The sequence below is a fragment of the Solibacillus sp. FSL R5-0691 genome (assembly GCF_037974225.1).
In the GTDB taxonomy this organism is placed as follows: domain Bacteria; phylum Bacillota; class Bacilli; order Bacillales_A; family Planococcaceae; genus Solibacillus.
Genome location: NZ_CP150231.1, coordinates 1,526,372 through 1,551,276, shown reverse-complemented (window position 1 = coordinate 1,551,276; position 24,905 = coordinate 1,526,372). Strand labels below are relative to the sequence as shown.

Sequence of the window (24,905 nt, the reverse complement as noted above, 5' to 3'; positions counted from 1 at the left end):
GGGGCTTTACAATAATAAAAGGGCGCTAATTCTTAATTAAGAATCACGCCCCATTTATTAAATACTTATAAAAATAAGCAACCATCAAGTTCCTAAATCAACCTTTTTTCGTTTGGGGACAATTCTACCGATTATATACCCCATAATGATTCCCGTTAAAAACATGAACAGCCTTTCCCCTGAAAAATCATCCGTAAAGTATCCCCATATTAGCCAACCTGCAACTGTTCCTATTATTAAACCAAGTAACTTTTTCAATCTCTACCTCCTAAATCTTTTCACCATTTTACATTAGAGAAACCCACTATATTTTAATATAAATTCCATCTCTCTCCTATATCACTTTAATTCACATTAGGTTATTTATGTTAAAATAGTAATATAAAACCTTCATTTAATTAAATTGGAAAATATTTATTTAGGGCTATAGAGGTTTAAAAATTGTGGTTGATGTATAAATAGTGGAGTGTGATAAAGTGAGATGGTTGAAGTATGTAATTGGATTTGTAATAGTAGTAGCTTTTTTAACAGTTGTTTTGTTTGACCTCACAACAAAAATTGAAGCAAATCAATTAGAGGAAAAAGTAAGTACCCTGGAAGAACAAATTGGTAATCATTATAGAAGCGACCTCTATTTATGGGAAGATGCGGCAGAGCAGCTATTAATGTTTGATTTTTCTCAGCCTATAACTGAAGAAAACAAAAATGAAATCTTTAGACTTTCAAGATTATTTAATACCGCATCGGAAAACCTTTTTTTTAGACTCCGTACTGAGTCCGCCCATCCGGAATTGTATTCTAAACTGTCCGAGGTAGATAGGTATTTTTTAACTTATGATGATAAAGGTTCACTTACAGAAGAACAAGTGGCTGATTTATATCAGGTTCTCCATGCAGTACGTTTTATAGCTAAGGATATCAATGACCTTACTCGATATGATATGCAAGCTTTATATGATGCGATGAACGATGAAGAACATGAAATCGGAGAACGCATTAAGTATCGTCTCTCTATAGAATATTAATGAAAAACGCTCAGATTTCTATTTCTGAGCGTTTTACTTTAGCTATATATTATTAGTTACAAGTTTTCAAGAAATCCTTAATTACCGGATCATCTGGAGGACTGATTACCGGTAAATCTGTTAAATCGAAAAATCGTATATCTGTTGCTTCTGATTCATCGAATTTAATCGAACCTTCATAGTTTTTACAGATAAAGGCGGTAACAACGTTATAAACTTCATCACCATGAGGATATTTATAATAAAACTCTTTACCTGAAAATGTTCTGAACAATACCAACCGTGTGGGGGTTAATCCGGTTTCCTCTTCCATTTCCCTCACTGCCACTTCTTCCAAGCTTTCACCTAATTCCATCGCTCCACCAGGAAGTCCCCAGCTATTATTATCTTTTCTATATTGTAGAAGTAACTGTGTCTTCTCATTCACTATTAAAACGCAAGCTCCCACCATAATGATCGGATCAGTACCAATCTTTTTGCGCAATTCCATAATATATCCCAAAGTCATCACCTACTACTAGTTTAAATGAAACTTGAAAATCACTAAATAAATCGATACTTCCTCGAAAATTGTGAATAGCTAAAACGACTGTTGCCCCAACGACCAAGTACCATACTACGTTAAACGGAATGATAAACATTAGTAATCCGAATAATACAGCTATTGAAGCACTAATTGTCATTGACTGTGCACTTGTTATTTTCGTTTGTAAAATAAGATAAATTGCTAACGGTAATGCCAATGTAAAAATCGGTATGTAAATTGTAATAAATGAACTTTTAAATAGCATTAGTGATAATACTGCCATTACAAAACCGATCGATGTAGTAAAGGATCTTTCTAATACCTTTTCGCCTAAAACTGAACGACACAACATAATTGTTAATACAGCAAATAGGCCGGTGATCGAAACAAATGTGTACCCCATAACAAAAGCAGCTGCGGAAAGAAAAAGTAAAGAAATACAAGGTAACACCAAAATTAATGGTTGCTGTTCTTCTTCTATATTCATTACATTAGTGAACCCTACTAGGAATAATAAAGAAAATGGAATCGCCAAAAATCCTAATTCAATCTGGTTAATATAACTAACTTCAAGATCACCAAACAATATGATGAATAATGATGCGCTAATTTGACCGACGATGAACCAGTTGCTTGATAAATTAAATTTTTGAGTAAGCTTCGTCGTCAAAACGACCATAACCAAAGCTATCAATAGTGTTAAATATAACAAAATTCTCCTCCTTGTTATGCGAATAAACTTTTAGTATTTATTCAAGACTCACTCCGTATACTACCATAAAAATCCAATTCATTGAATACTGCCTTTCACTTGAAGTATGCTCTATATGCATTGATGAACGCTTCCGGTGAAGATTTCACGATATACGTATAGACCCCTTGAAGCGTATGTAAATATAGAATCCCCCCTTGATTGGCAATTTTCCGATAAGAAAAATCCATCACAATGTTAATCGGAAATTCTCGATTCTGCGTAACCACTTTGTCATTGTATAAGTAAATGATTCGGTCATGCTCTATTTCAAACTGTTCAGTACCTGTAACAGTTCTTTCTACTTTAAAATAAGGATGTTGCGCGATCAAATTCATGTGAACCTCCTGATATAAAGACTTAGGAGTATATTAACACAATCTGATTAATTACTTGGTGAAACGGAAACATAATCCCATATACTTTCAAAAGCATAAATTTGTTTCATCATTTCCCACCTCTCAACTTTCTTGATCCGCCTTATTTTTTCGATGTATCTCTGAAAGATCTCTTATATAGATTAATGAATAGTCTTCTCGAATATCGACTTCATAAAAGTAGTCGTTTTCCGTAACGGTATCTTTCACTTCTATTTCAAACAACCCCATGCCTCTACGGAAATTATTTTCTACTAAAATGATATTTCCCCGTTCAATCCCATAGTTCGTTTCCATGTAGTTCTCCACATAATGGAATACTACCGCGCCTCGAGATTTACTATTATAATAATTGAACGCAACAAAAATCACTACTATACAAAATAATAAGTTAAAGAGAATTATTTTTTTCAAGAGCCTTCCCTCCGCAGTCTAGAATTACAATTTATAAAATTTTAATGGAAAGAAAAAATAGTAGAGCGATGATTGGAAGGATGATAATCGTAATTAAGGCTTTCTTTTTAGTATTTTGAATAGCACGTTCAGTGATTTCAGGTTCTTCTTTGTATATTCCTCTTCGTCCCCATAACAAGCTTTCCTTAGGGTTTACATAAGTCCAAATGGTCACCCCGTATAGCAAAGCCCATGACAATATCACCAATATCATCTTTCATCACCGTCCCAACTAGTATAATAACTAATATACGAATGAAATTGCCATTAGTTTCAAATTTTTACAGTACTTATCAGACTGATCTCTCTAATAAAAAAAACACTCAGTCCAAAAAAATAACTGAGTGCTTTGGCATGTGATTTATTTAATTTTCTCTTAAGTGAACCGGAATCTTTACAATAATCCATTCTTAATGCGCTTTATAATACTGAATGTCGTATAGAGCGAGATCGAACCTAATACTGCGGCAATGATCAGCCACATCGTTAAGCCATCTGTCGCCTTCAGCATGTCCAAGTTTGTTCGTATGTACACAACGACCCCAAATAACAGAATATAGCTCATGACATTTGGAAAAATAACTAGCAATCGTAATACTTTCGGTGAAATTGTCGGTTGCTGCATCATTCATCCCCCTTTTCTCCATTATAGCGGAATATTTCTGCAATTGAACAAAATTCTCTTATAAATAAAGTGGTGTATAGTAAACATTCCCCCCGTTTACTATACACCTCAATCTCAATTCATCTATTCCATTTCCAGCAATTCGTTTTTCCGCCACTCAAATTGGCTGAAATCATTTGCTAAATAACTGTTTTCAAAAATCGCTTGAGCTTCCTCCAAAAACGGAATGAGATCATGCTTTAAAAAACGGGCGCTAATGTGATTTAACAGTAAATGTTTCGCTTGTGCTTCTTTCGCGACAGTTGCCGCTTCCGTATTTGTCGCATGTCCGTACTTGCCCGCCAGTTCTATTGTGGAATGGTCAAAGGTTGCTTCGTGTACGACAACATCAGCGTTTTGTGCTAAACGGATACTGTTTTCGCAATATTTCGTATCCCCTAAAATGGCTACCGTGAACCCTTGCTGTGGTGGTGACGTTACATCACTGCTTTTGACAACAGTGCCATCTTCCAGCTGCACAGAATGACCTGCTTTTAATTGGCCTAATAGCGGACCTTTTGGCACACCTAATGCCAAAGCCTTGTCGATCAACAACTCGCCCTGCATCGGCTTTTGTTCAATCCGGTAACCAAAGCACGGGACAACATGCTGCAGCGGCAGTGCACGTACCGTAAACTGCTTATCTTCAAACACGATGCCATCTTTTACTTCGACAAATTCAATCGGATACGTTAAATGGGTTTTTGATAATTGCAATGTTTGTTCAATCCATTGCTGTAACCCGGCCGGCCCGTATATTGTAAGCATGTCCTCCCCGCCTAAAAAAGACCGGGAGCTTAAAAATCCGGGCAGCCCGAAAATATGGTCGCCGTGTAAATGCGTAATAAAGATTTTATCGATTTTACGCGGTTTAATCGTAGTATGCAAAATTTGATGCTGGGTCGCTTCCCCACAGTCAAACAGCCAAATCGAGCCGCATTCTTCAAGCAATTTGAATGCGATCGAACTCGTATTGCGCTCTTTTGAAGGCATCCCTGCACCGGTACCTAAAAATTGGATCTGCATGTCATTTCCTCCTAACACGAGATTAGTTTGCCTCATGTAGAAGCTTTTTACTATCGCTGTCTTTATTATAGGTGGCAAACAAGTTTATGCAAAGTAAAAAAGGCGCGGCAAAAGAAATGGCCAGGCGAATGATAAAAATCCCAACTACATAAAAAAACGCAATCTTCTTTTTGAAGGATCACGCACAGTTTGTGGAAAATGATTTAACTGGTTAGTTGAAAAATATTAGATTAAAAATTGAATCCACTTGTGCTCGGGTTCGTGAAGTTCAAGTGCAGATTTGAGCCATTGTCTCTTCTTATAATCAAGATGGTCCTTTACTGTAATAAAATCTTGATGGTCTTTTTCTCTTGTATTCTTCGCCTTATATAAAAGGACTATTTCTGGATTTAGATAAGGAATACCCATATCAGAATAACTCCACATTGAATTTAGAGGTAAGGAAATCCTCAAATCTCTTCTGAATTCCCAATCATTATCTTTTGCTTCGTTTAGAAGTACTTCAATTTTATCTCCATTTAACTTATTGGTAGCATGAATTTCGTGTATAGGTAGCTCTAAAAATTCATTTCCCCAATTATGGAATTCACTTTTAATTACTTTCTTAAACTCCCATTCTATTAGATACGCCTTTAAATTTAATTGGTCTTTTCGAAATATAGCAATCTCTATATCTTTATGTTCTCTTGTTTCTTTCCCCATAAAAAGATCAATCGCCCACCCTCCAGCGATGAACCAATTTTTATTAAATTTTGCCATCAAAGAAGTTACATTTTGGCATTGTTCAAATGACATATAAATCCCCCAAGTCTAAATTTCTTACTTTAAAAAGACCATATGTACAACTCGACAATATTTTTACATCCTTCAATAAACGCACCGATTATTGAATAATATCACCCTTATTAATTAAATAAGGACTGAACTTTTAAAGCTACTTCTTTTGCTTTAACGTCAATACACGATTACATTTTTATATCTACCCACGTTGGCAAATATATTCCTCTCGCTCTTAAACATAAACCTATATAAACACTCATCTAATAAATTAAATGCCTAGATTATTTCAAGCAGCTAGTTAATCGGCTAATAGGCTAAACACCATTTGAATAAAGTCATAGTTACCTAAGATATTCGGCCACAGTCTTTTTCAACTAAAGCATAATCTAGTGACGTAATACCAATTAAACCCGAAAGGAGATGATTATTTATGCCGGTTACTGGAAACCAAAACACTGAAGATAATCTAGAAGTAATTCAAACTCAAAATCAAGGATTATTTATTCAAAATTCTCATACTGTTGACGTAACTCAAACGGAAGTACAAGGTCTTGTGGTAGTTCAAGCTGCCCTACAAGCTGCTATCGAAGCTGCCGTTGTAGTTTTAGGCTCCAATGAAAATGCTGATATAAGCAATCTTCAAAGAATAGCTCAAAATTTAGAAGTTACTCAAACTGAAATTCAAAACGTTACTATTATTGACTCTGATGCAATCACTGTAAGACAAACCGAAGTTCAAATTGATGTAGTAGTTCAAGCAGCTATCCAATTATTAGCTCAACTAGCTTTAAGAGTTGCCTAAATAGAAATTTACACGCTTAAGTTTTGCAATACTAAGAGCTATCCTACAAACTTTTGTGGATAGCTCTTACCTATTTTAATGTTTCACAATATCTAGTTCATTTCCGATAAAATCTCGTTCCTTAGCAAAATTTATTATTAGTTGGTCAGTTAAATAATCTTATTAAATTTACTTTTTATTAACGTGTTTTGACAATGTAGTTGATCTTCAATCTTAATATTTCCACTAAGCTAATATTTCACCTGCAAATTATCCTGTAGTATTTTCTCTGCAAGTTTAATGTTTTCTTTTAGAAATAAAGGTAATTCTGTATGTGCAAGTACCTCTGATGTAGTCAGCCAAATAACATCATCCACTTCTTCAGTACTTTTAGCGTAAGGTTCTCCACATTTATGATGACATAGGAAAACAATATCAATCACATTTATCCCTGATTCTGTAACGAAGGAGGAGCTATTTACATATTGAATGCCTGTAATTTCGCTACCTACTTCTTCAAAAATTTCTCTTTTTAAAGTTCTTTCCAGAATATCTGACGAATTACCTTCAATTTCACACTTCCCTCCTACTAATGAGAGACCACCACCAGCATGCTCTTCCTTTTCACTTCTGCGGATTAAAAGCCATTTCTCATTGCGACGAATTGCCCCTTCTACATTTACAACAAACATAAAATACCCCCTAAAATTCATAATTATTTCTTTAGTACTTGCCCATTTAATTTCGTAGACGCATTTTTTTCAAAGTCCGCCCGGTTATAGACTCTTTAAACTATATCCTATATGAATAACCAATTATCACCACATTGCATTATAAAATTTGATCAGTACTACTACCAAATGTCGCTTTGGTAATGTTAAAATTTTATTTAAATATGGTTTAACAAAAGGAGCAGGATTCATGAATCAAAGCCACGTTAAAAAACACATAAAGAACTGTTTACTTGTAGGAATCTATGCACACCAAATTAGTATTAATGAAAAATTAGAACTTATATCTAGTGAATTTGTGATTAACCTAAAAAATCCTGTAACATCGGAAAGCTGGTATTGGCGATTAGAATGGTCTGAAGATGCCAAAGGATAAGATTTATTAATCATTCATGAACAACAAACTCCTGAACCATTAAAGTTTACAACAGAACCAATTATTTCTAACGATTATTTTATACTTGATTCTAGATTCAGCTTTGATGACAATAACATTAATCAAGTCATTGGTTATGGTTATAAAGACACAAATTATGAAATTTTAAGGTCGCTTGTTTTTGAATTTGAAAACGCTTATCTCCTAGTTAATACTGGTCCTATTACTGAAATGAAGTATGTAAAAGTGAAACCAAAACTTCAGCAAGACATTATTTTTACGATGAATTAAAAATCCGTTACCACATTTAATAAACGCTTTAGGGACACATTTAAAAGGCGTTCCGTTGTTCTTAAAGTGCTATTTATGTTTTGAATTCAGAAAATTGAAACTTTCATGTATTCTTTTCCGTATAACTAATTAGATCGATAAAATTGACTAATTAACTTTAAAAAATTGGGAGGGAAATTTATGAAAAAAATACTTTCGTTAGCAATGCTTAGTATTGGCTGCGCTTTAATGCTATTTGGATGTGATCAACAAGGTTCATCAAATAATCTTGAAAATGTTGCAAAAGCTGAGGATTTTGAATCACATTATTATCAAAGCGAACGATATATGATTTATTTGGATGAAAATGAACTCACAATTAATGGAACTTTTGTAAATGATGATAGAAAGAGTATTCTTGACAAGGTTGTAGTAACTGAAGATATGGAAAGTCCCCATGTTGAGAGAGAATATACTAATGCTAAGGTAGAAGTCAAAGATGATAAATATATTATTACAGCTGATGACGGTGTTTCATTAGAATTTACTAAATTTAAAGAACATATCATTGTGGATGCCGATGGAATGGAATACATTCGTAAGGCAAAGCCCTTATAATCGAAACGAATTATAGTTGATAATAAAGCTAGTAATCCCTTTAAAGATACTGGCTTTCGTTATTTTAGAAACCCAACTAAGCATTTTTACCTTTTTTATGGTGGAAACTATAAAAGTCACAATTCCTTGTTATAGAATCGCGCCCACTAATTGAATAACTAAGAATCATTAATTCAATATCTGAGATTAGAGTGTAACATTAACTAATTAATATTGAATATCAAGGGCAGTTACATACGTAGCGGTACTACCTTCCCATGTTCCTACTATTTCAACTATATATTTCCCTTTTTCTTTTATTTCTTCAAATGTATTATACGTTGCAATCACATTATTATTGTCCCAGACTCTTATCTCATATTGAGTTGGTTCTTTTTCAAAATCTAATTTTATAGTTTCGGCCAGATTAACTCTAACTCCTTGTTCGATATTCACCATCTCGTTTGGGGGAGCATGATCTGCCTCCACAGTTACTACTTGCCCTGTACTTTTATCAAAATAACTCCAACTATAAGTTCCTCGGTAAGTTTTAATCTCGTTTTCGCCAATTTTTAAGTTTATAGATGGTGGTTTTTCACGATTATTTGACTCTGTAATTATATTGCTATTACTAATACTTTTAGATGTCTCTTCTTCGACATTACTACAACCTAAAAATGTGAATAACATCATTAATGAAAATCCCAATCGAATTAAATTATTCATAAAATGTCTCCTTTTTAAATTAGACGACATTTTCAAAGTAAAGTTACAAAATATTGTCTGTTAATTTAAAACGCATACAGGGCCAATCCTTTTATTCAAGAAAGCGCACAGTTGAAAGAAGGAGTAACAAAGCTTCTGTAACCACACATTTCTAATACAATAAATACACCAAATCCTGTTTTGGGAAGGTTTTTAAATCTATCTAGTGGAATATAGATACATACAATTATTGGGAGGTGGATATTGGTGAAAAAGAAATTAAGTTTATTTTTATTATCGGCAGTAGTGGCTTGTGGTATTTTTACATTTTCAAATAATGTTTATGCAATTACACAGTTGAAAGAGTTAAAGGATGACAGTTATTCTACGGAGGTTCTAACAGTTTTAGATTCCCAAGGTGTTTCCTACTTAACTACCGAAGAAAATTTACGCACACCTACTGGATTACCTATTTATAAAACGGAATTATATTATGCCAACTTAGATGAATTAAGACAACAACCTGAGTTTTTCGAATTTAAAAAAGATGTTGAAGGACATTTGTATAAAGGTACTCTAGAATTATATCAAGCTGAAATTGAAAACGACGGTAGCTGGAAAGCAATGTATAGTGGAGTAATCTCTAGGGTCGAATCGTCTAATGAATAACAGTTCCAATTTATACAAGTTGTTTTCAGATAACCGTTCCCAAATGAAAGTTTGGATATACACTAAAAAGCGGGAAACGTTGATATAATAACGTTTCTCGCTTTTCTTATCGAACATTGTTTATACGTGATTTTATGCAAGTCAATGAAACGTTACTAAAGCAGCTTTTATACTTGCTGTGCCTGTCCTAAACAATATGAACCTATAACGGAAAAACATGATTTTCTTATTGAAGAATCACGCACATTGTGGAAGAACGTTAACTCCATAAAACCTTTCTAATTAAACGTTCGGCATTGTTTTTCGACTTCTTCTTGCGAAATATGTTTTTTAATTTTCACGTTTGAGACTTGTAACCCTGTTAGGTTAGAGTCACTTATAGAAAAAGTAAGTTGGTCATAATCTCCGCCGTGGTGTCCTGAATAGTTTAATGAGCTGCCAAAAATGAGATGTCTTCTAGGATCTCCATCAATGGTTTCAATTTTGATTTTTGGACACATAAAAAATTCCGAATAAGAAGGACCCAAATGATATAAATAACGTGTAAACAATGCTTCTTCAAGTAACTCTTCCTTAGTAGATCCATCTATTTCTTGTCTCCAACCAACCATGAGCCAGTCATAAAGAGATTGAGACTTTAATTGCACCTTTTCTCCATTTTCAGAAACAATTAATTCCCCCTCCTTAGCCGTGCAAACTTTGTTTTCATTATCAATTACACATAAATAAGCGGATTCAATCGTGAGAACTTTACCATTAGTCATTTTTAAAGTCATTTTGTTGGATGGATTATCAAATGATATATCGATTGATCCAATCACTCGTTCTGAGTTATTAAGCCAATATACTACTTTTCTTAATACACGTTCTTGAAAACCATCATTGATGCTGAAATCACGTTGAAGTCCAGAATTATTTTGAACTTGAATAGTTTGAACATCATTATGCTCTAATGTATCCGTCACCAATTGTTCCATATTTGAGGGATTTGACATTTTTGTCTCATGACTAGCTGCTTCTTGCTTTGTAAAAACAGTTGTACAATATATGATAACTAGGATACATAAAAGTATGTAAAATTTTATCTTCAGTAAGGTTCACCTACCTTATTTTTAAAAGTATCTTTCCCGAATATTTTTTAATTATCCAACTTCTATCGTTCTTCCTTTAAATGGCCAATAGTGAAAAAAGCACCTTCCTTCTTCAAGGAAAGCGCCCAGATTGTTGCATAAGCAAAAAGCTGTTACCAAAATCGGTTTGGGGACGTTCTTACTTAATATTAAATTTGGTATTATTGAAAAATAGAGGAGGGTTATCTATGAGCTCAGAAGATAAAAAAATTCAAAAAGAACTTACAACGGAAGAAAAAAGCATGATTCTTACTGAAATAAACAAAGTATTGAACAGTGGCTTTCGAATATTAGGTTTTGATGGTGGAATGGCATTTCCACATTATCCATATTACTCATATTTCAGTGCTTCTGATAAAGAATTAAGACGGTATTCTATTGGTATATTTACTATTTGGCTTGGCTATTGGAATACAGGATGCAGTTTTCGCTTTACCAAACAAAGTGAGTTATATAAGTATATTAAAGCTTTAGTTGAATACCAGGAAGGAATCGAAAAAGATTTCCCTGTATTATTTAATTATATTGTTTCCTTTCTAATAGAACTTACCGAAAATTATGGTTATGCGGAGGAAACACGTATGAAACCATATATTATTAATATTGTTAAGGAAGATTTTCTCAATAAAAAATCATATTATGGAGAAAAATATAGAAATAGAATAAATTTTATTGAATTCCTTAAAGAGCTTAAAGTTGAGGATTATGATAAACCATATGAATAAAATACACATAGGTATATTTAAATGTAGATAAATACACCTTGTAAATCCTTACTTTAAGATTAATAAGAAGCCTCCCCGAGAAAAAATATTATTCCACAATCTTGGCCCTATAGCGGAAAAACGCGATCTTCTTATTGAAGAAACGTGCCCAGATTGCTGAATAATGTATGTTCGAAATTTAACAGCATTTATTCAGACAAGTATTAAATTTGATTAAGTATTTAAACTTTGTAACTCCATATAGTAGTTTAATACTTCTAAGAGAATTTCAAAGTTATAATTTGTTTTTTTCTGTATTATAGCTGCCCATTCTTCTATTGTCCTTTGCTTGGTATCTTCAACTAAACCGTTCATAGAAGATGAATAACTTTTGAAGTTATAAAATTCCCAATGTGTTACTTCATTTTCATACTGTCTAGATTCAAGCAGAGGGAAAGGTTTAATTAATCTTTGCGAGAATTCAGCAGCTTCTAATAATTGATTTTCATCAATGATATTCAAATTAAATACTTGCTTGGAAATTTTTCCGTATAGTCGTTTATACAAAATTTCAATATTAGAACCTTGAGATTGTACTTGAATCTTCGCACCTGGGAAAAAATCTATGCACTCTTCTGAATGAAAGAATGGGTTGTTTGGATCTACACAAATCGGCTGAATCCATTGGTCACCTAAGTCACATAAATATTTATACTTATTTTTGTCTATTGCTATCACAGCAACGTGAGCATGTTTGGTAAATAAATTATGACCAATTGCATACGCCTCAATATGATTAAGTTTAAATTCATCTAATAGCCATAATGCTAAATCGAAACAGTTCCCTGTAATTTTATATTGTTTATAATGCTCTTTCATCATCTCAACTGAACGCTGATATTTTGATGGGTTTTGTTTGGTATACCAAACTTTTGTCAGTGTTTCCATTGGAAAGTTCTTAAATTGATTCCAAACCTTTAGTATATTTTCTGAAGCCTGCACTTGAAATTCTCACCTCTTTAATTAAATGATATACGCTATTTTCTTATTAAAGAATTGCGCCCAGATTGTGGAATAAGGGGCGACAGCTTATTATTTTTACTTAACATCATTTTGGTGACTTTATTTCAATGTTCATTTATTACACCCTTATTGGTACTAATTATTAGCTTTACTTTTCTTATATTCACGATTTTTCTTTTCGTTGTATAGTAAAACCAAAGCTACACTTATCCCCCATAGAACGTTTTTAATTAATCCATTTGAATAATTATCAATTAATATAACAGCTAGAATTAAAACGATTAAGCTTAAAATTATTCTTAAAAAAATTTTATTTTTCATAAAATATAACCCCTAAATTAGTTTAATTGTACACCTTATTATATATTAATAGTTACCTCAGTTGGTTAATAATGGTTATTTTAACGATAAGGTGTTTGGAAATAATACAGGAAAAACATGGCCGACAACTAAAAAATGGACGCACCCTTATTAGGAAAGCGCCCAGATTGTGGAATAAGGAATCGTCATATTCATGTGTTTTCCTATCTTACATACAAAGAAATTTGTAATTTTTGGGAACTAAATTGGTTTATTATTAAAATTAAATTATATATATAAAGGGGGCATACGAGATGAAATTTATTGAGTTTGGTATAGGGAACACTTGGCTTATACGTACTGAAACGGAATTAGAAGATGGTTCAGAATATGAAGAAAAAGGTATCAAAGGACCAATACATTTCCAATCAATTTATATTAGAATTTGGATAAAGAAAAACGTTCTAATAGTTGACTTAAAAGAAGGTATAAAATTGAAAAAGAAAGAACGTAATGAATTTAAATTTATTTTTGGGATAACTAGTAGTATATAATTCAATTCAGATACAATTCATGTTAACAAACGATGCTTTGGGAACTTCTCTTTATTATAAACGTATACTTATAAAACTGTTTTATGGGAGGATTATTTGTGAATGATTACATACAAACAATGAGAAATTTAATTGGCCACGAAACTTTAATAACAATAGGCTGTGGCGCTATTATTGAAGATGAATTAGGACGTATTTTGTTACAAAGAAGAATGGATAACAATACTTGGGGAATCCCAGGCGGCATTATGGAAATCGGAGAAACTTTTGAGGAAACGGTTAAGCGAGAAGTTTTAGAAGAAACAAATTTAGTGCTTAAAGATTTATCTTTATTTGGCTTATACTCTGGCAAAAAAGGTTTCGCCTCTTATCCTAACGGAGACCAAGTATACAGTGTACAAATTATACTCTTTACCAAAAATTATGAGGGTGAGCTAAATATGAACAATGAAAGTAAAGAATTATATTTTATAGCAAAAGAGGACTTACCTTCTAAGTTAAACCCAACACAAGCACCATTTATTTTAGATTGGAAGTCAGATATTCAAAAACCAATATTAAAATAAATTATATACATACTCATACACAATAACGTTCCCAAATGAAAGTTTGAAGGTAAAAGGAAAAATCGGTACGCGTTGCCGTAGCAGTATTTACCGATTTTTTATTGGAACATTATTTATAAGAGCTTTAAAGCAAGTCAATAAACCGTACTATAGCAGCTTTTGAAATTGCTGGTCGTGATTTTTTTTGCATAAAATATTGTATAGCCATTCTTATATCGGTATAAATCTATCTTCTCTCTAACCCTCCCCCAAAGAAAAACGTTGTTCCACAATATGACCCTATAACGGAAAAACGAGATTTTCTTATTGAAGAATCGCGCCCAGATTGTGGAATAAGAAATCGTCATGTTCGTGTGGTATACTACCTTACATTAAAAAGAAGCACAAATACGATTTTGAGTACAGGACTAGATAATTATGTACCAAAAGTCGGTTTGGGAATGTTTACGGTTCTTAAATTTCATTTACTCGACGGGAAGTGAATTAACTGGAGGCAGTTATTCCAAATATAAACTAGTTGAATATTCAATCCCATCTTCACCTATAAATTTCCTTGGTGCAACTTTATTTAAATTATAACTGAATTTTGGATTTCCTTTTACTTTAATTGTATAAGTGTCTTTGTTCTTAAATACACTGTACTTTTTATACTCCCCAGGAATTAGTTTCGTTTCAGTGATTGTAATATCCTTGTTGAAATCTTCTTTGGTAGAACCGCCAATACGGGGAGAGGGTATAAATGAATTTTTTATTTCGAGCGTTCCATCAATAGATTCGATTGCATATTGCGTAAAACTTGTTTTGCTTGTTTGTTCTAGATAAAATCCTTTCCATTCCGCTGTAACATTGTTGTTCTTTTGCAGAAAAGTAAATACCAAAATTATAGTAAATAATATCCCACCAAGCAATATGACCACTGTTTTTTTTGACATAATTCAATCTTCCTCCTTTTTTAGCATTATTTTCATTTATCTGTTATACGAATACCAAAGCAAAAAAGATTCATCAAGAGGTCCCATCAGATTTATGCGGAATTACAAGTTTTATTCATTACTATTCAAAAAAGGATACCAAATAAAATTTTGGGCATACACCACAAAGGTACGAATGTTGTTAAATCAACATTTGTGCCTTTTGGCTTGAACTATTAATTATACTGTTTTCTATACATATGGCATAAACGATTAAAGTAGCAGCGTTTATACTCGTAGATTAATAAATGCCAAACATAAGCTGATAAAGATTTATTTGTTTTACCGTTTATATGGGATTTTTTATCGTTAGATGGGATTTTTAAAGTTATAAAGATGCTAAAAACCACTTTCCATTACCGTTATTAGAAAGTGGTTTTTTCATGAAGCAAAGCTAATGTATCTTTAGCATCTGCTATGGCATCTAGTAATGATGTGCCTAATTGATCCGTCACTGACACAATATCTTCTTCATCCGTTGGGGAATTTAAAATCGCGACAATATCAGGGCTAGGTTGTTGAATTTGTTTAAGTAAACGCAAAATAGCATTAATTGAGTAATGAGCACTTCTTAAACTTCGAATAATTCGTAGTTGTTCCAGTTCTCTTTCACCGTATAAGCGATTACCATTGTCTAACCGAGGGACTTTAATAAGTCCGTTCCGTTCCCAATTTCGTACAGCTTCAGGTGTACTATCTAGAAGGAGTGCCACTTCCTTTCTCGAGTATGTACAAGAACTAACAGTCGATTCTTCCTTCAGCCATCTCTCAACAATTTTTGTAGCAGCTAGAGCATGACTATATTCGCGTTCTAAATTAGCCAGATAGTTTATCGTGAGTTGCTCAGCTTTAATAAAATCTTCTTTCCCACAAGCATACACAATTTCACGTGCCTTTTTTCGAATATCTCCTTGTACAATTTCACATCGAAAGATAGTTCGTGCAATTTTTAACTGAAACAAGTGGGTATCTGAATAAATACGATAGCCATTTGCCTTTCTTGGAACAGGAGAGATAAATCCCCATTCCTCATATATACGTACAGTGTTGGGGTGTAACCCAACAAGTGTTGCAATTTCTTTTGTTTTGTACACCCAACATACCTACTTCCATTTGAAGAATTTTATTGCTCCCCCTAATCCAATAACAATACATAAAGTTAAAATCAAGATATGGAAAAGACCATCTGTTAGTGACGCTCCTATGCTTGCTTGTTTTAATAAATGAATACCATGCGAAAGCGGTAAAATGTCCATGATCCATTGAAATAATCGTGGCATCGCTTCGTACGGAATCGTTGCTCCTGATAACAGTAACATAGTAAAGTAAGCGACTGAACTCCAAACATTTGCTGCCTTTTGATCAGGTACGATACTTCCAATAAAAATGCCGATGCTATACATTGCAAAAATGACAAAAATATAAGACAGAAGGAATATCGGCCACGATCCCTTTAACTCATAATCAAATAGTAGATGATAAACAAGTGTGACCCCAATAAATGATACGAGTGCTGATGAGAGTTGAATCAACCCTTGTGCAAATAAAATTTGGAGAGGCGATATAGGTGTCACTTGGAATCGCTTTAAAATTCCTCGGTGACGGTAATCTGCAATCGTTAATGGTACACCCATAACACCTGTTGCGAGTACACCTATTGTAATAACAGCTGCGTACGATAATTCAAAGTTAGAATTGCCTGTTGAACCGTCTTTGCTCAGCAAATAGCCAAATACTGTTGCTAAAATAATGGGGAAACATATGCCAAAAATAAGAATATCGATTCCCTTCCAAACGAGTTTCCCCTCAATTTTTAATAATGTTAAAAATGTACTCATAACCAATCCTCCTCGCCTGCGAAATGTAAATACGCATCCTCTAATGTGGATTTTCCGCTTAATTGAATTGCCTCTTGGATTGTCCCTTGAAAAACTGTTTCTCCATCTTTTAAAATCAAAATTTTATCACATAACACTTCAACCTCATCCATGTAGTGGGATGTAAGGACAATTGCCAAACCTTTTTCCTTCATTGCTAAAAGCTGTTTCCAGAGCATGCGCCGTGCCTTTGTATCTAACCCGGTCGTGAGTTCATCTAAGAAAACAAGTTTCGGATTATTAATTAATGCCAGTAATACCGCTAAGCGTTGACGTTCTCCACCTGAGAGAGACTTTACAATTTGAGTTTCCTTCCCAACTAGACCAAATGTTTGTAATAATAATGGTACATCAGCGGTTTGTCTATAAAGCGACGCCCACTGTTCACATGCATCAAGTACGATCAATTTATCTTGAAAGTTTGTTTCCTGAAACTGGACTCCTACCTCTTGAAAGACCTCCTTGCGATGAAGGATTGATGATTTCCCAAGCATCGTGAGCTCTTTGAAATGACTCTTTTCAACCCCTAGTACTGCTGCAATCGTAGATGAATTCCCTGCTCCATTTGCCCCAAGTATGCCAATTACCTCACCGGGTACAACGCTAAAGCTAATATTATTAACAGCTGTTTTAGCACCGTATGTGACTGATAAATTTTTGACAGTTAATATCATAATAGTGCCTCCTTTATTCGATTCGGAATTCACTATATCAAAGAGATATGGGGGTGGTGTATTATTGGAGGGTTATATATGTGGAATTGGATATACGGATTTAGGGTCATTCTCCATTTAGTAGAAAGAAAAATAGGACAGACTAAAATTTCTTAGGGTAGTATCAGAAAAATGGAGTTACAACATTCAAGACTGGATTGTTCCCAAACATCGCTTTGGGAATGTTTATCTAAGTGTTTACTATGTTCTTTTGAATATATACACTGATAATAATTATAATTCTTCTTTTAAAGTGAGGTCAGTGATTTGATAAAACTTAAAAAAACTCTTTGGATAATAGGTTTCTTGTTTATGTTGTTATATGGTGTCTATGTTTCTGGGTACTCAACATCCCCTATTTTTAAATATGCCCTACTTATAGGAGTGTTCTTTTGGTTAGTAGAATTACTGATTCAGATAATAGAATATTTAGTTTCTCTTTTTAAGAAGATTCAAATGAAAAATTGATAAATATATGGTATTCATAGCAATTCATAAAAACGTTCCCAAATGACACTTAGGGAATGTTATTTTGGCTTAATATCACATTTTGAAAGGTAGGTATTTAATTTGGAAAACGAAGAAATAATACTTAGCATTTTAAAAGAAATTCAGAATGGCATTACACCTGTTCATACCTCATACAATTTAACCTTAGATATGTGGGCAGATTTCATCGAATACTTGGATGATAGAAAATATCTTACAGGGGTTACTATCTACTGGTTTGGCGATGATGATGAATATTATGACGAAAGAGTACACTCTGTTGACCTAAACAAAGCTAAGTTAACACCTTTTGGAGAAAAATTTTTAGCTGAACAAATGAATTAAACATACATAATAAACTTAAATAACGTTCCCAAATCAAAGCTTGGTAACATTTCAAACAGCGACAACTACTGATTTAACAGTGGTTGTCGCTGTTTTTATTAGAAAATGACGATCTGAGACGCTGTGAGATATCATTTTAAAGAGGACTGTTCAATTCACTTGTTTTGAATGTAGGTAACATATAAATAGAATCTCAATGAAATGTTACCAAAGGATGCTTTGGGCATGTTTATATTTTCAATTATTATAGTAATTCACCCAAACAGCAACTATATAAAATAACTCATAAATGGTAATATGAGGGTGTGTATTGTTTAGGAGGTATCACGATGAGATTAAATATGGTTTTAAGTATTATATCTATTTTTTTCTTACTAACTTTAAGTGCGTGTTCAAATAATGAAGTTAAATATGAGGGAGAACCTTTAAAAATTGCTGTAATTGGTGATATTCCTGAATTAAATAACAAAAAAATTCATTTTGAACCAATTTCTTTAGATGAATTCGGTGAAGATACAGTACATATTTCAATAAACTTTGACGCTGTGATGATAACGCCTGTGATGTTTGAAGAAGCATCTAATGATAGATTTGTTGAGGTATATAATAACTCTAAAATACCTATTATCTTTTTTGATTCGGAAAAAAGGAATCTTCCGTTTACGAACGAAGGAACTACCTATGAAACGGCTCGTTGGGAATCTTTAAATAATGGCTCTCATACGACAATTTATTTATCCGATATAGATGCCGATAGAGAAGATGTTTGGTATTTCTATTTAAAGAATGAAAAAGAGTTAGATAGTCTTTATAAAGAGATTTTTCAAATGATCGAAACGTTATAAAGTTAGATTTTACGTAGTTAAGATTGTTATAAACATGCAGTATCATTCAAAATAACGTTCCCAAATATAAGTTTGGGAGTACACCAAAATGCGGGAAACGTTGATTTAATAACGTTTCTCGCTTTTCTTATTGAACATTGTTTATACGCTATTTTATGCAAGTCTCCTAAACCCTTGATATAAGGGCTTTTTGATTACTGGGTATTATCTTTAATTTGCATAAAAACTTGTATAGCCATTCTTTTATCGTTATAAATCTGCATCTTTTTTAACACTCCCCCAAAGAAAAAATGCTCTTCCACAATCTTGGCTCGATTATTGAATAACAAAAGACGAAACCCTGTTGGATTCCGTCTTGAACAGCCATAATATGACAGTATATTTTGTTGTGACAATCTTCATTTAAAACGTGCGTTCATACCAGGCCTTCGCTTTTTGTACTTCATTCATTGTCAGCTGGTGACCGTTGGATTCCCATTCCAATGTCACGCTTGCTCCTGCGTCTGTTAAATAGCGCTCCAGATCGATTGCTTCTTGCTGAGGACAAATCGGGTCATTCACTCCTGCTGCGATAAATACTTGCGTGCCGGCCTGTTTCGCCACAGTTGTATCATGATTCGGAACCATTGGATGATGCAGAACCGCCCCTTTTAATGCATTTTCATATTCAAATAACAGGTTCGCTGCGATATTGGCACCATTTGAATAACCGATCGCAATAATGTTTTGACGGGCAAAGCCGTATTCACTTGCTTTCTCGCCGATAAATTCATACAGTTCCTTCGTACGGAAAGCCAAATCTTCCATATCAAACACGCCTTCAGCTAAACGGCGGAAAAATCGTGGCATACCATGTTCTAAAATATTGCCGCGCACACTTAACACCGAAGCTTCCGGATCAATGATTTCTGCCAGTGCAAGCAGGCTGTTTTCATCCCCGCCAGTACCATGTAACAATAAAAATACCGGCTTATCATCTTTACCTTGATTAAAAATATAGTTCATCGGACATTCTCCATTCTCAGTTTGTTAGTCAAATTATTCGTATTCTTTTTCGATTGTTTTTGTTGAACGCACCGTATCAATCGGTCGGACAACACTTTCAATATAATCGCGTTTACTCTCCAGGAACGGTGGTAATGACAGGATTTCCCCTACTGTTTCATATGGCTCATCGCCCATGAAACCTGGTCCGTCTGTAGCCCATTCAAATAAAATCCCCGGTGCGACACGTGCATAAAGTGATTCAAAGAAGAAGCGGTCCACATAGCCCGACGTACCGAATCCGAAGCTTTCAAGACGGCCGATCCATTCACGCAACACGGCTGTATCTTCAACACGGAATGCTGCATGGTGAACTGTACCGAAACCTTGACGACCTGGCTGCAGCACTGTATTATGCTCGACAATTACAGATGCTCCGTTACCGCCTTCCCCTACTTCAAATAAGTGCAATGAATCTTCTTTTCCTGTTTGACGCATCACTAATACTTTCTCAAGAACTTCCTTGAAATAATCAAAATTTGAAACACGTACATGAATTGGACCTAATCCTGTAATCGCAAACTCTAATGGAATCGGACCTTTTTGCCAAGGTGTACCTGAAGCGATTCCTTCATTGTTTTCATCTGAAATAAGCATGTATTGCTGGTCATCGAAATCGACGAATGATAATGTTTGCTTACCGAACAATGGTTTGATGCCTTCATGTTGTACTTTCAGACGATCGAATCGTTTTACCCAATAGTCCAGTGCCGCATCGTTTGGAACACGGAAAGCTGTTTTGTAAATTTCGTCCGTACCGTGACGGCCTTTCGGGATTCCAGGGAAATCAAAGAAAGTCATATCTGTTCCTGCAGAACCTTTATCATCCGCGAAAAACAGGTGGTATGTTTGAATATCATCCTGGTTAACCGTTTTTTTCACTAGTCGCATTCCTAATACATATGTGAAAAATTCGTAATTCTTTTCTGCACTGCTTGTAATGGCTGTTACGTGGTGGATTCCTTTAATGTGATTCATTTATATTGCCTCCAGTTTTCTCGATATCGAGATATTAGTTTAAGAAAAATGCACCGATTCCGATGCTTTTAATCAATTTAAAATTTGTTCGCATGGTGTCCCACACGCTTTAAATAGTCTGTTAAATTTTGCAGTTCTTCATCCGACAGCACATCAAAAATCGATGCAATCTTCTCTTCATGTGACGGGAAAATCGATTCAATCATCTGTCTTCCTTCATCCGTTAATGAAACAAAAGTAACCCGGCGATCTGTCGGACAGGCAACACGTGCCACGAGATTTTTCTTCTCCAGTTTATCAACGACATACGTGATACTGCTGCTAGCGATCAATACTTTTTTACCGATGATTTGGATAGGCTGATCTCCTTTATGATAAAGCAATTCCATCACGGCAAATTCCGTTAAATTCAGATCATGCTGCTGGATATCTTTTTTCGTTGCTTCTTGAACGGAAGTCTGAGCCCGATGCAAAACAGTAAATGCTTTTAATTGTTTGTCATATTTACTCATAAAGTTGCCTCCTTCCTGTTATCACGAATTCATTTATCTTTAATTCGAGATAAATATACCATGTATAAAATACAGTGTCAATTAAAAAACGTTCCAACTCAGTACTACACTGAGTTGGAACGTCTCTTCTATTCACATATTAAAACTTGGCGTTCAAATTTACCCTTTTTCAAAACGGCTCGATCGATAATCGTTAAACCGGCTTCGTCGATTTTATCATCCATTGATTCGATTGTTACAATGATGACCCGTTTTGCAATCCGACGGGCATTTGTAATGATGCTTTGCTGCAGTTCACCCGTAATATGCGTAAATAAATTGTACGGCATATCAATGATCGCCACATCATAGCCTTCACTTGCCTCTTCAATTGGACCGATCTCTACATTCGGTTCGTAGCCGAAGTGGCGAAGATTGATTCGGGAACCCCATACAACCCGTTTGTTGATGTCACGACCTTCAATTTCAATCCCCATACTCATCGCTTCCACAAGCACTGTACCGATACCACAGCAAGGATCGATCACCTTTAATCCGTCCGGAAACGGTACCGCAATATTGACAATCGCACGGGCATCCCGTGTACTCAATGCCGTAGAGTACATTTCAGGTTTTTGCATATGCTTCAGCCAAATTGCTTCACCATATGTAAGTTCACCTAAATAATAGCGCTCCTCGTGAAGAACAAGACCCAATACTACATCCGGCTTTACGAGTTCCGGTTCAGCATTGATGACCGAGCTGAGGCGCATCATATAATCGTTTCGGATCGCTCGGTTAAGTTTTGGCTTAATCGCATCACTACTATTATTCAAACAATGAATTTTAAACGTCTTTTGCCCCAGTTCCAGCTTAGTCGCCATTTCTACCAGCTGCTCTATTGAACTCGCTTCCAGGAATACAGCTAACCTTGAGCGCATATATGGACTACGGCTCGGCTCTATTTTTTCTTGGCTGATCAGAACATTTTCTTCCACATGAAAGTTAAAAAATGTGCGCATTTCCAAACGTGAAAGTTCATATTCATCTCTTTGCCATGTAAAACTATATAAATATTTTTGCGTCATTTATTTCTCGACGATCGATATTAATTGCGCAACAAATTGGTAAAGCAGATCACAAACTTCAGTAATCGTCATCTTCTCATGGAAGCCTTCTATGCAGTCAACCGCAATGTTCAGTTCCCAAAGACCTTCTTGACCGGAGAACGCTGCACTGCTGCTTCCTAATGCAGATTTGACATTGTCTTTTAAATATTGACGGATGCCTTCACCATGTTTCTTTTGCAGTTTCAAGCCGAATAATGCCGTATACAGATTAAATGCATCATCAAATTCAAGTGCTACCGCATCGATGCGAATATCGTTGAATTGTGCACATTCCACATAAATAAATTCCCCTTGATTGTCCTTTAAATAGTGGATCGGTGTTGATGCAAATGCATTACTTTCCGCTGTAATTGTATCTTCTGTTTCTTTACTGCATCGTTCTAATACTTCTAAATGTAATTGTACCATGTTTATAATTCCTTTCGATTCCATATTCGCCCATTAAAAAATCACCTAGTCCAGTATACATGACTATTGTTTAAAGCGCATTAGAAAGAAATTTCTTTCAAAACGGAAAACATTCTATTTATGAATGATGCATTTTTTCCTTATGCTGAACCTTTACAAATGCCGCGCCTGATTTCATAAATGAATAGAGCACCACCATACAGAAACTAAATAATAATGTTCCTGTAAATACAAAGCCGGATGTTCCTACTAAATCTAGTGCACCTAAAAGTGAAGACCCTGCGACTACGCCAATCGAGAAAAACGCATAAAAATAGCCGTACGCTTTGCCGCGCGTCTGTTCAGTCGTTGCTTCAATTAATATCGCATTAATAGAAGGGAATAAAAATGCAAACCCGATTCCGTAAAGTGCCAGTATTGCATAAAGCAAAGTCATTTCAGATGTCAGACCGATTCCGATTTGAGCAAGTCCAAGTAATAGCACTCCCGCAAACAATGTCACTTGCGGATTCAAATAATCGAAAATTTTGTTCGTCGGTAAGATAAATATCAGAACAGCAACAATTCCGAATACACTTAGTAATGTACCAGATACTCTGGAGTCATACCCTAGATCCTGTACATAAATCGGCAATAAATAGGCGAGAACACCTTGTGAAAACATGAGGAAAAATGCGCCGCCAAATGCTTTTAAAATACCGCTGTTCCAGTTCAACTTTTCTTTTGCCTGTTGCTTTTCCCGTTTTGGTAACGGTGATTTACGTAAAAACAGCACCAGACCGACCAATAGGACGATCCCATATAATGCAACAATTGAAAGCACATTTGGGACTGAAATTTTACTAGCTAGAATACCGCTTGAAGCCGGACCAACAATCGCTGCAATGCCGACAAATGAACCTGTCACCGCACTGCCGCTCCCCTGTTCGTTTGCTGCTCGCATATTCGCAAGCAATGTAAAGGCCGCTGGAGTAATAAACCCGCTACTAAACCCGTGAATACAGCGGACGATTAAAAGAGCCGTCGCATTATCGACAAGCTGGTAGCATAATAGCGAAATCGCAGACGTTAACAAGCCGAATAGCAAAATGCGAAAGGCGCCAATTTTATCGGTAAAAATACCTGAAAAGATATTGCCGAATGTATTCATAAATGAATAAAGACCAACGACTATCCCTGCGATAAATGTTGTCGCGCCGACCGATAAGGAATATGTACTCATAATCGGCAGTTGGACGAACAAATCAAAAAATGAAAAGAAAATGATGGCATAAACGAGCCATTGTTTCGGAAATGGCTTTGTATGTAAGGTTGGTTGCATTTTTTTCAGTCGATAGTCGAGCAGAAAATTGCCAAATGGAATAAATGCGACCAGCACGCTTAACAATGACCAGCCGATATGCCATTGGATACGCAATTGTACAATAACAATTGCGAGAAAATAAACCATAAAAATACCGCCGTGTACGCTGCCGTTTACCGTCACAAATTGCGGTAAATCTGCGAAATACTTAAGCGGCATGGAAATAAGTAATAACGTAATGAGCGAAATCCCATCGAGTAAGCCCATTATTCGTAAAAACCGGATCGGATGTAAACTCATATT

At 34.8% G+C, this 24,905-nt stretch carries 33 protein-coding genes; 10 read left to right on the top strand and 23 right to left on the bottom strand.

Annotation, left to right across the window (positions count from 1 at the left end; genetic code table 11):
- Window positions 1–84 precede the first annotated feature (84 nt).
- A complete protein-coding gene (locus MKY51_RS07605) occupies window positions 85–258 on the bottom strand; it encodes a tRNA U-34 5-methylaminomethyl-2-thiouridine biosynthesis protein (RefSeq protein WP_339176293.1) in 174 nt (57 codons plus the stop codon).
- Between the two features lie 218 nt (window positions 259–476).
- Between MKY51_RS07605 and MKY51_RS07600 the strand changes: the two genes are divergently transcribed.
- Window positions 477–1,025, top strand: coding sequence for a hypothetical protein (locus tag MKY51_RS07600; protein ID WP_339176292.1), 549 nt, complete (start codon window positions 477–479; stop codon window positions 1,023–1,025).
- A gap of 52 nt (window positions 1,026–1,077) precedes the next feature.
- Here the strand turns inward: MKY51_RS07600 and MKY51_RS07595 are convergent, their stop codons facing one another.
- From MKY51_RS07595 to MKY51_RS07565, 7 genes are all read right to left on the bottom strand, one after another.
- Window positions 1,078–1,527, bottom strand: a complete 450-nt coding sequence (locus MKY51_RS07595; RefSeq protein WP_339176291.1) for an NUDIX hydrolase — start codon at window positions 1,525–1,527, stop codon at window positions 1,078–1,080.
- Complete coding sequence (locus tag MKY51_RS07590; RefSeq protein WP_339176290.1) at window positions 1,487–2,263, bottom strand: UDP-N-acetylmuramyl pentapeptide phosphotransferase; 777 nt, start codon at window positions 2,261–2,263, stop codon at window positions 1,487–1,489. Before MKY51_RS07590 ends, MKY51_RS07595 begins: the two co-directional genes overlap by 41 nt.
- Window positions 2,264–2,358: 95 nt before the next feature.
- The gene (locus MKY51_RS07585; RefSeq protein ID WP_339176288.1) at window positions 2,359–2,640 is read right to left on the bottom strand and encodes a hypothetical protein; all 282 of its coding nucleotides are present in this window, start codon (window positions 2,638–2,640) and stop codon (window positions 2,359–2,361) included.
- 123 nt (window positions 2,641–2,763) lie between these two features.
- Window positions 2,764–2,976, bottom strand: a complete 213-nt coding sequence (locus MKY51_RS07580) for a hypothetical protein (RefSeq protein ID WP_339176286.1) — start codon at window positions 2,974–2,976, stop codon at window positions 2,764–2,766.
- 550 nt (window positions 2,977–3,526) lie between these two features.
- Window positions 3,527–3,757, bottom strand: coding sequence for an acyl-phosphate glycerol 3-phosphate acyltransferase (locus MKY51_RS07575; RefSeq protein ID WP_339176285.1), 231 nt, complete (start codon window positions 3,755–3,757; stop codon window positions 3,527–3,529).
- A gap of 123 nt (window positions 3,758–3,880) precedes the next feature.
- Entirely contained in the window at window positions 3,881–4,822 is a 942-nt protein-coding gene (gene rnz / locus MKY51_RS07570) for a ribonuclease Z (RefSeq protein WP_339176284.1), read from the bottom strand.
- A gap of 225 nt (window positions 4,823–5,047) precedes the next feature.
- On the bottom strand, window positions 5,048–5,617 hold the full coding sequence (locus MKY51_RS07565; RefSeq protein ID WP_339176282.1) for a hypothetical protein: 570 nt from the start codon (window positions 5,615–5,617) through the stop codon (window positions 5,048–5,050).
- Window positions 5,618–6,032: 415 nt separating this feature from the next.
- Here MKY51_RS07565 and MKY51_RS07560 point away from each other — a divergent pair, with 415 nt between their 5' ends.
- Window positions 6,033–6,404 carry a hypothetical protein gene (locus tag MKY51_RS07560; protein ID WP_339176280.1) on the top strand — a complete coding sequence of 124 codons (372 nt, stop codon included), beginning with the start codon at window positions 6,033–6,035 and terminating at the stop codon, window positions 6,402–6,404.
- Window positions 6,405–6,634: 230 nt separating this feature from the next.
- Here the strand turns inward: MKY51_RS07560 and MKY51_RS07555 are convergent, their stop codons facing one another.
- Complete coding sequence (locus MKY51_RS07555; RefSeq protein WP_339176279.1) at window positions 6,635–7,075, bottom strand: NUDIX domain-containing protein; 441 nt, start codon at window positions 7,073–7,075, stop codon at window positions 6,635–6,637.
- A gap of 229 nt (window positions 7,076–7,304) precedes the next feature.
- On the opposite strand from MKY51_RS07555, the gene MKY51_RS07550 reads away from it, so the two are divergent.
- A complete protein-coding gene (locus tag MKY51_RS07550) occupies window positions 7,305–7,490 on the top strand; it encodes a hypothetical protein (RefSeq protein ID WP_339176277.1) in 186 nt (61 codons plus the stop codon).
- Window positions 7,491–7,961: 471 nt separating this feature from the next.
- On the top strand, window positions 7,962–8,378 hold the full coding sequence (locus tag MKY51_RS07545) for a protein-disulfide isomerase (RefSeq protein ID WP_339176275.1): 417 nt from the start codon (window positions 7,962–7,964) through the stop codon (window positions 8,376–8,378).
- A gap of 207 nt (window positions 8,379–8,585) precedes the next feature.
- Here the strand turns inward: MKY51_RS07545 and MKY51_RS07540 are convergent, their stop codons facing one another.
- Window positions 8,586–9,083 carry a hypothetical protein gene (locus MKY51_RS07540; RefSeq protein WP_339176274.1) on the bottom strand — a complete coding sequence of 166 codons (498 nt, stop codon included), beginning with the start codon at window positions 9,081–9,083 and terminating at the stop codon, window positions 8,586–8,588.
- 246 nt (window positions 9,084–9,329) lie between these two features.
- Here MKY51_RS07540 and MKY51_RS07535 point away from each other — a divergent pair, with 246 nt between their 5' ends.
- The gene (locus tag MKY51_RS07535; protein WP_339176273.1) at window positions 9,330–9,731 is read left to right on the top strand and encodes a hypothetical protein; all 402 of its coding nucleotides are present in this window, start codon (window positions 9,330–9,332) and stop codon (window positions 9,729–9,731) included.
- 278 nt (window positions 9,732–10,009) lie between these two features.
- Here MKY51_RS07535 and MKY51_RS07530 read toward each other — a convergent pair whose 3' ends face one another.
- Window positions 10,010–10,726: a hypothetical protein gene (locus MKY51_RS07530; protein WP_339176272.1), complete on the bottom strand. Its 717-nt coding sequence runs from the start codon at window positions 10,724–10,726 to the stop codon at window positions 10,010–10,012.
- A 323-nt stretch (window positions 10,727–11,049) separates the two neighbouring features.
- On the opposite strand from MKY51_RS07530, the gene MKY51_RS07525 reads away from it, so the two are divergent.
- On the top strand, window positions 11,050–11,586 hold the full coding sequence (locus tag MKY51_RS07525) for a carbamoyl-phosphate synthase small subunit (RefSeq protein WP_339176270.1): 537 nt from the start codon (window positions 11,050–11,052) through the stop codon (window positions 11,584–11,586).
- A 213-nt stretch (window positions 11,587–11,799) separates the two neighbouring features.
- Here the strand turns inward: MKY51_RS07525 and MKY51_RS07520 are convergent, their stop codons facing one another.
- Both MKY51_RS07520 and MKY51_RS07515 read right to left on the bottom strand, forming a co-directional pair.
- Window positions 11,800–12,567 (bottom strand): hypothetical protein, encoded by a 768-nt coding sequence (locus tag MKY51_RS07520; protein WP_339176268.1) that lies wholly within the window; start codon window positions 12,565–12,567, stop codon window positions 11,800–11,802.
- A 156-nt stretch (window positions 12,568–12,723) separates the two neighbouring features.
- On the bottom strand, window positions 12,724–12,909 hold the full coding sequence (locus MKY51_RS07515) for a hypothetical protein (protein ID WP_339176266.1): 186 nt from the start codon (window positions 12,907–12,909) through the stop codon (window positions 12,724–12,726).
- A gap of 293 nt (window positions 12,910–13,202) precedes the next feature.
- On the opposite strand from MKY51_RS07515, the gene MKY51_RS07510 reads away from it, so the two are divergent.
- A complete protein-coding gene (locus MKY51_RS07510) occupies window positions 13,203–13,442 on the top strand; it encodes a DUF3977 family protein (protein ID WP_339176264.1) in 240 nt (79 codons plus the stop codon).
- A gap of 83 nt (window positions 13,443–13,525) precedes the next feature.
- A complete protein-coding gene (locus MKY51_RS07505) occupies window positions 13,526–14,008 on the top strand; it encodes an NUDIX domain-containing protein (RefSeq protein ID WP_339176262.1) in 483 nt (160 codons plus the stop codon).
- Between the two features lie 497 nt (window positions 14,009–14,505).
- Here the strand turns inward: MKY51_RS07505 and MKY51_RS07500 are convergent, their stop codons facing one another.
- The 4 genes from MKY51_RS07500 to MKY51_RS07485 all read right to left on the bottom strand — a co-directional run bounded on the left by MKY51_RS07500 (window position 14,506) and on the right by MKY51_RS07485 (window position 17,530).
- Window positions 14,506–14,940, bottom strand: coding sequence for a hypothetical protein (locus MKY51_RS07500; protein WP_339176261.1), 435 nt, complete (start codon window positions 14,938–14,940; stop codon window positions 14,506–14,508).
- Window positions 14,941–15,344: 404 nt separating this feature from the next.
- The gene (locus MKY51_RS07495; protein WP_339176260.1) at window positions 15,345–16,073 is read right to left on the bottom strand and encodes a MerR family transcriptional regulator; all 729 of its coding nucleotides are present in this window, start codon (window positions 16,071–16,073) and stop codon (window positions 15,345–15,347) included.
- Between the two features lie 9 nt (window positions 16,074–16,082).
- Window positions 16,083–16,817: an ABC transporter permease gene (locus tag MKY51_RS07490; RefSeq protein WP_339176259.1), complete on the bottom strand. Its 735-nt coding sequence runs from the start codon at window positions 16,815–16,817 to the stop codon at window positions 16,083–16,085.
- Window positions 16,814–17,530 carry an ABC transporter ATP-binding protein gene (locus tag MKY51_RS07485; protein ID WP_339176258.1) on the bottom strand — a complete coding sequence of 239 codons (717 nt, stop codon included), beginning with the start codon at window positions 17,528–17,530 and terminating at the stop codon, window positions 16,814–16,816. Before MKY51_RS07485 ends, MKY51_RS07490 begins: the two co-directional genes overlap by 4 nt.
- A gap of 609 nt (window positions 17,531–18,139) precedes the next feature.
- Here MKY51_RS07485 and MKY51_RS07480 point away from each other — a divergent pair.
- Both MKY51_RS07480 and MKY51_RS07475 read left to right on the top strand, forming a co-directional pair.
- The gene (locus tag MKY51_RS07480; protein ID WP_339176256.1) at window positions 18,140–18,403 is read left to right on the top strand and encodes a hypothetical protein; all 264 of its coding nucleotides are present in this window, start codon (window positions 18,140–18,142) and stop codon (window positions 18,401–18,403) included.
- A gap of 329 nt (window positions 18,404–18,732) precedes the next feature.
- Window positions 18,733–19,248: an amino acid oxidase gene (locus MKY51_RS07475; protein WP_339176254.1), complete on the top strand. Its 516-nt coding sequence runs from the start codon at window positions 18,733–18,735 to the stop codon at window positions 19,246–19,248.
- 402 nt (window positions 19,249–19,650) lie between these two features.
- On the opposite strand, the gene MKY51_RS07470 is transcribed toward MKY51_RS07475, so the two are convergent.
- From MKY51_RS07470 to MKY51_RS07445, 6 genes are all read right to left on the bottom strand, one after another.
- On the bottom strand, window positions 19,651–20,253 hold the full coding sequence (locus tag MKY51_RS07470; RefSeq protein ID WP_339176252.1) for an alpha/beta hydrolase: 603 nt from the start codon (window positions 20,251–20,253) through the stop codon (window positions 19,651–19,653).
- A gap of 33 nt (window positions 20,254–20,286) precedes the next feature.
- Window positions 20,287–21,270: a ring-cleaving dioxygenase gene (locus MKY51_RS07465; RefSeq protein WP_339176251.1), complete on the bottom strand. Its 984-nt coding sequence runs from the start codon at window positions 21,268–21,270 to the stop codon at window positions 20,287–20,289.
- A 77-nt stretch (window positions 21,271–21,347) separates the two neighbouring features.
- Window positions 21,348–21,782, bottom strand: coding sequence for a MarR family transcriptional regulator (locus MKY51_RS07460; RefSeq protein ID WP_339176250.1), 435 nt, complete (start codon window positions 21,780–21,782; stop codon window positions 21,348–21,350).
- Between the two features lie 128 nt (window positions 21,783–21,910).
- Complete coding sequence (locus MKY51_RS07455) at window positions 21,911–22,849, bottom strand: methyltransferase domain-containing protein (RefSeq protein WP_339176248.1); 939 nt, start codon at window positions 22,847–22,849, stop codon at window positions 21,911–21,913.
- On the bottom strand, window positions 22,850–23,299 hold the full coding sequence (locus MKY51_RS07450; RefSeq protein ID WP_339176246.1) for a protoporphyrinogen oxidase: 450 nt from the start codon (window positions 23,297–23,299) through the stop codon (window positions 22,850–22,852).
- A 118-nt stretch (window positions 23,300–23,417) separates the two neighbouring features.
- Window positions 23,418–24,902 (bottom strand): MFS transporter, encoded by a 1,485-nt coding sequence (locus tag MKY51_RS07445; RefSeq protein ID WP_339176244.1) that lies wholly within the window; start codon window positions 24,900–24,902, stop codon window positions 23,418–23,420.
- Window positions 24,903–24,905 lie beyond the last annotated feature (3 nt).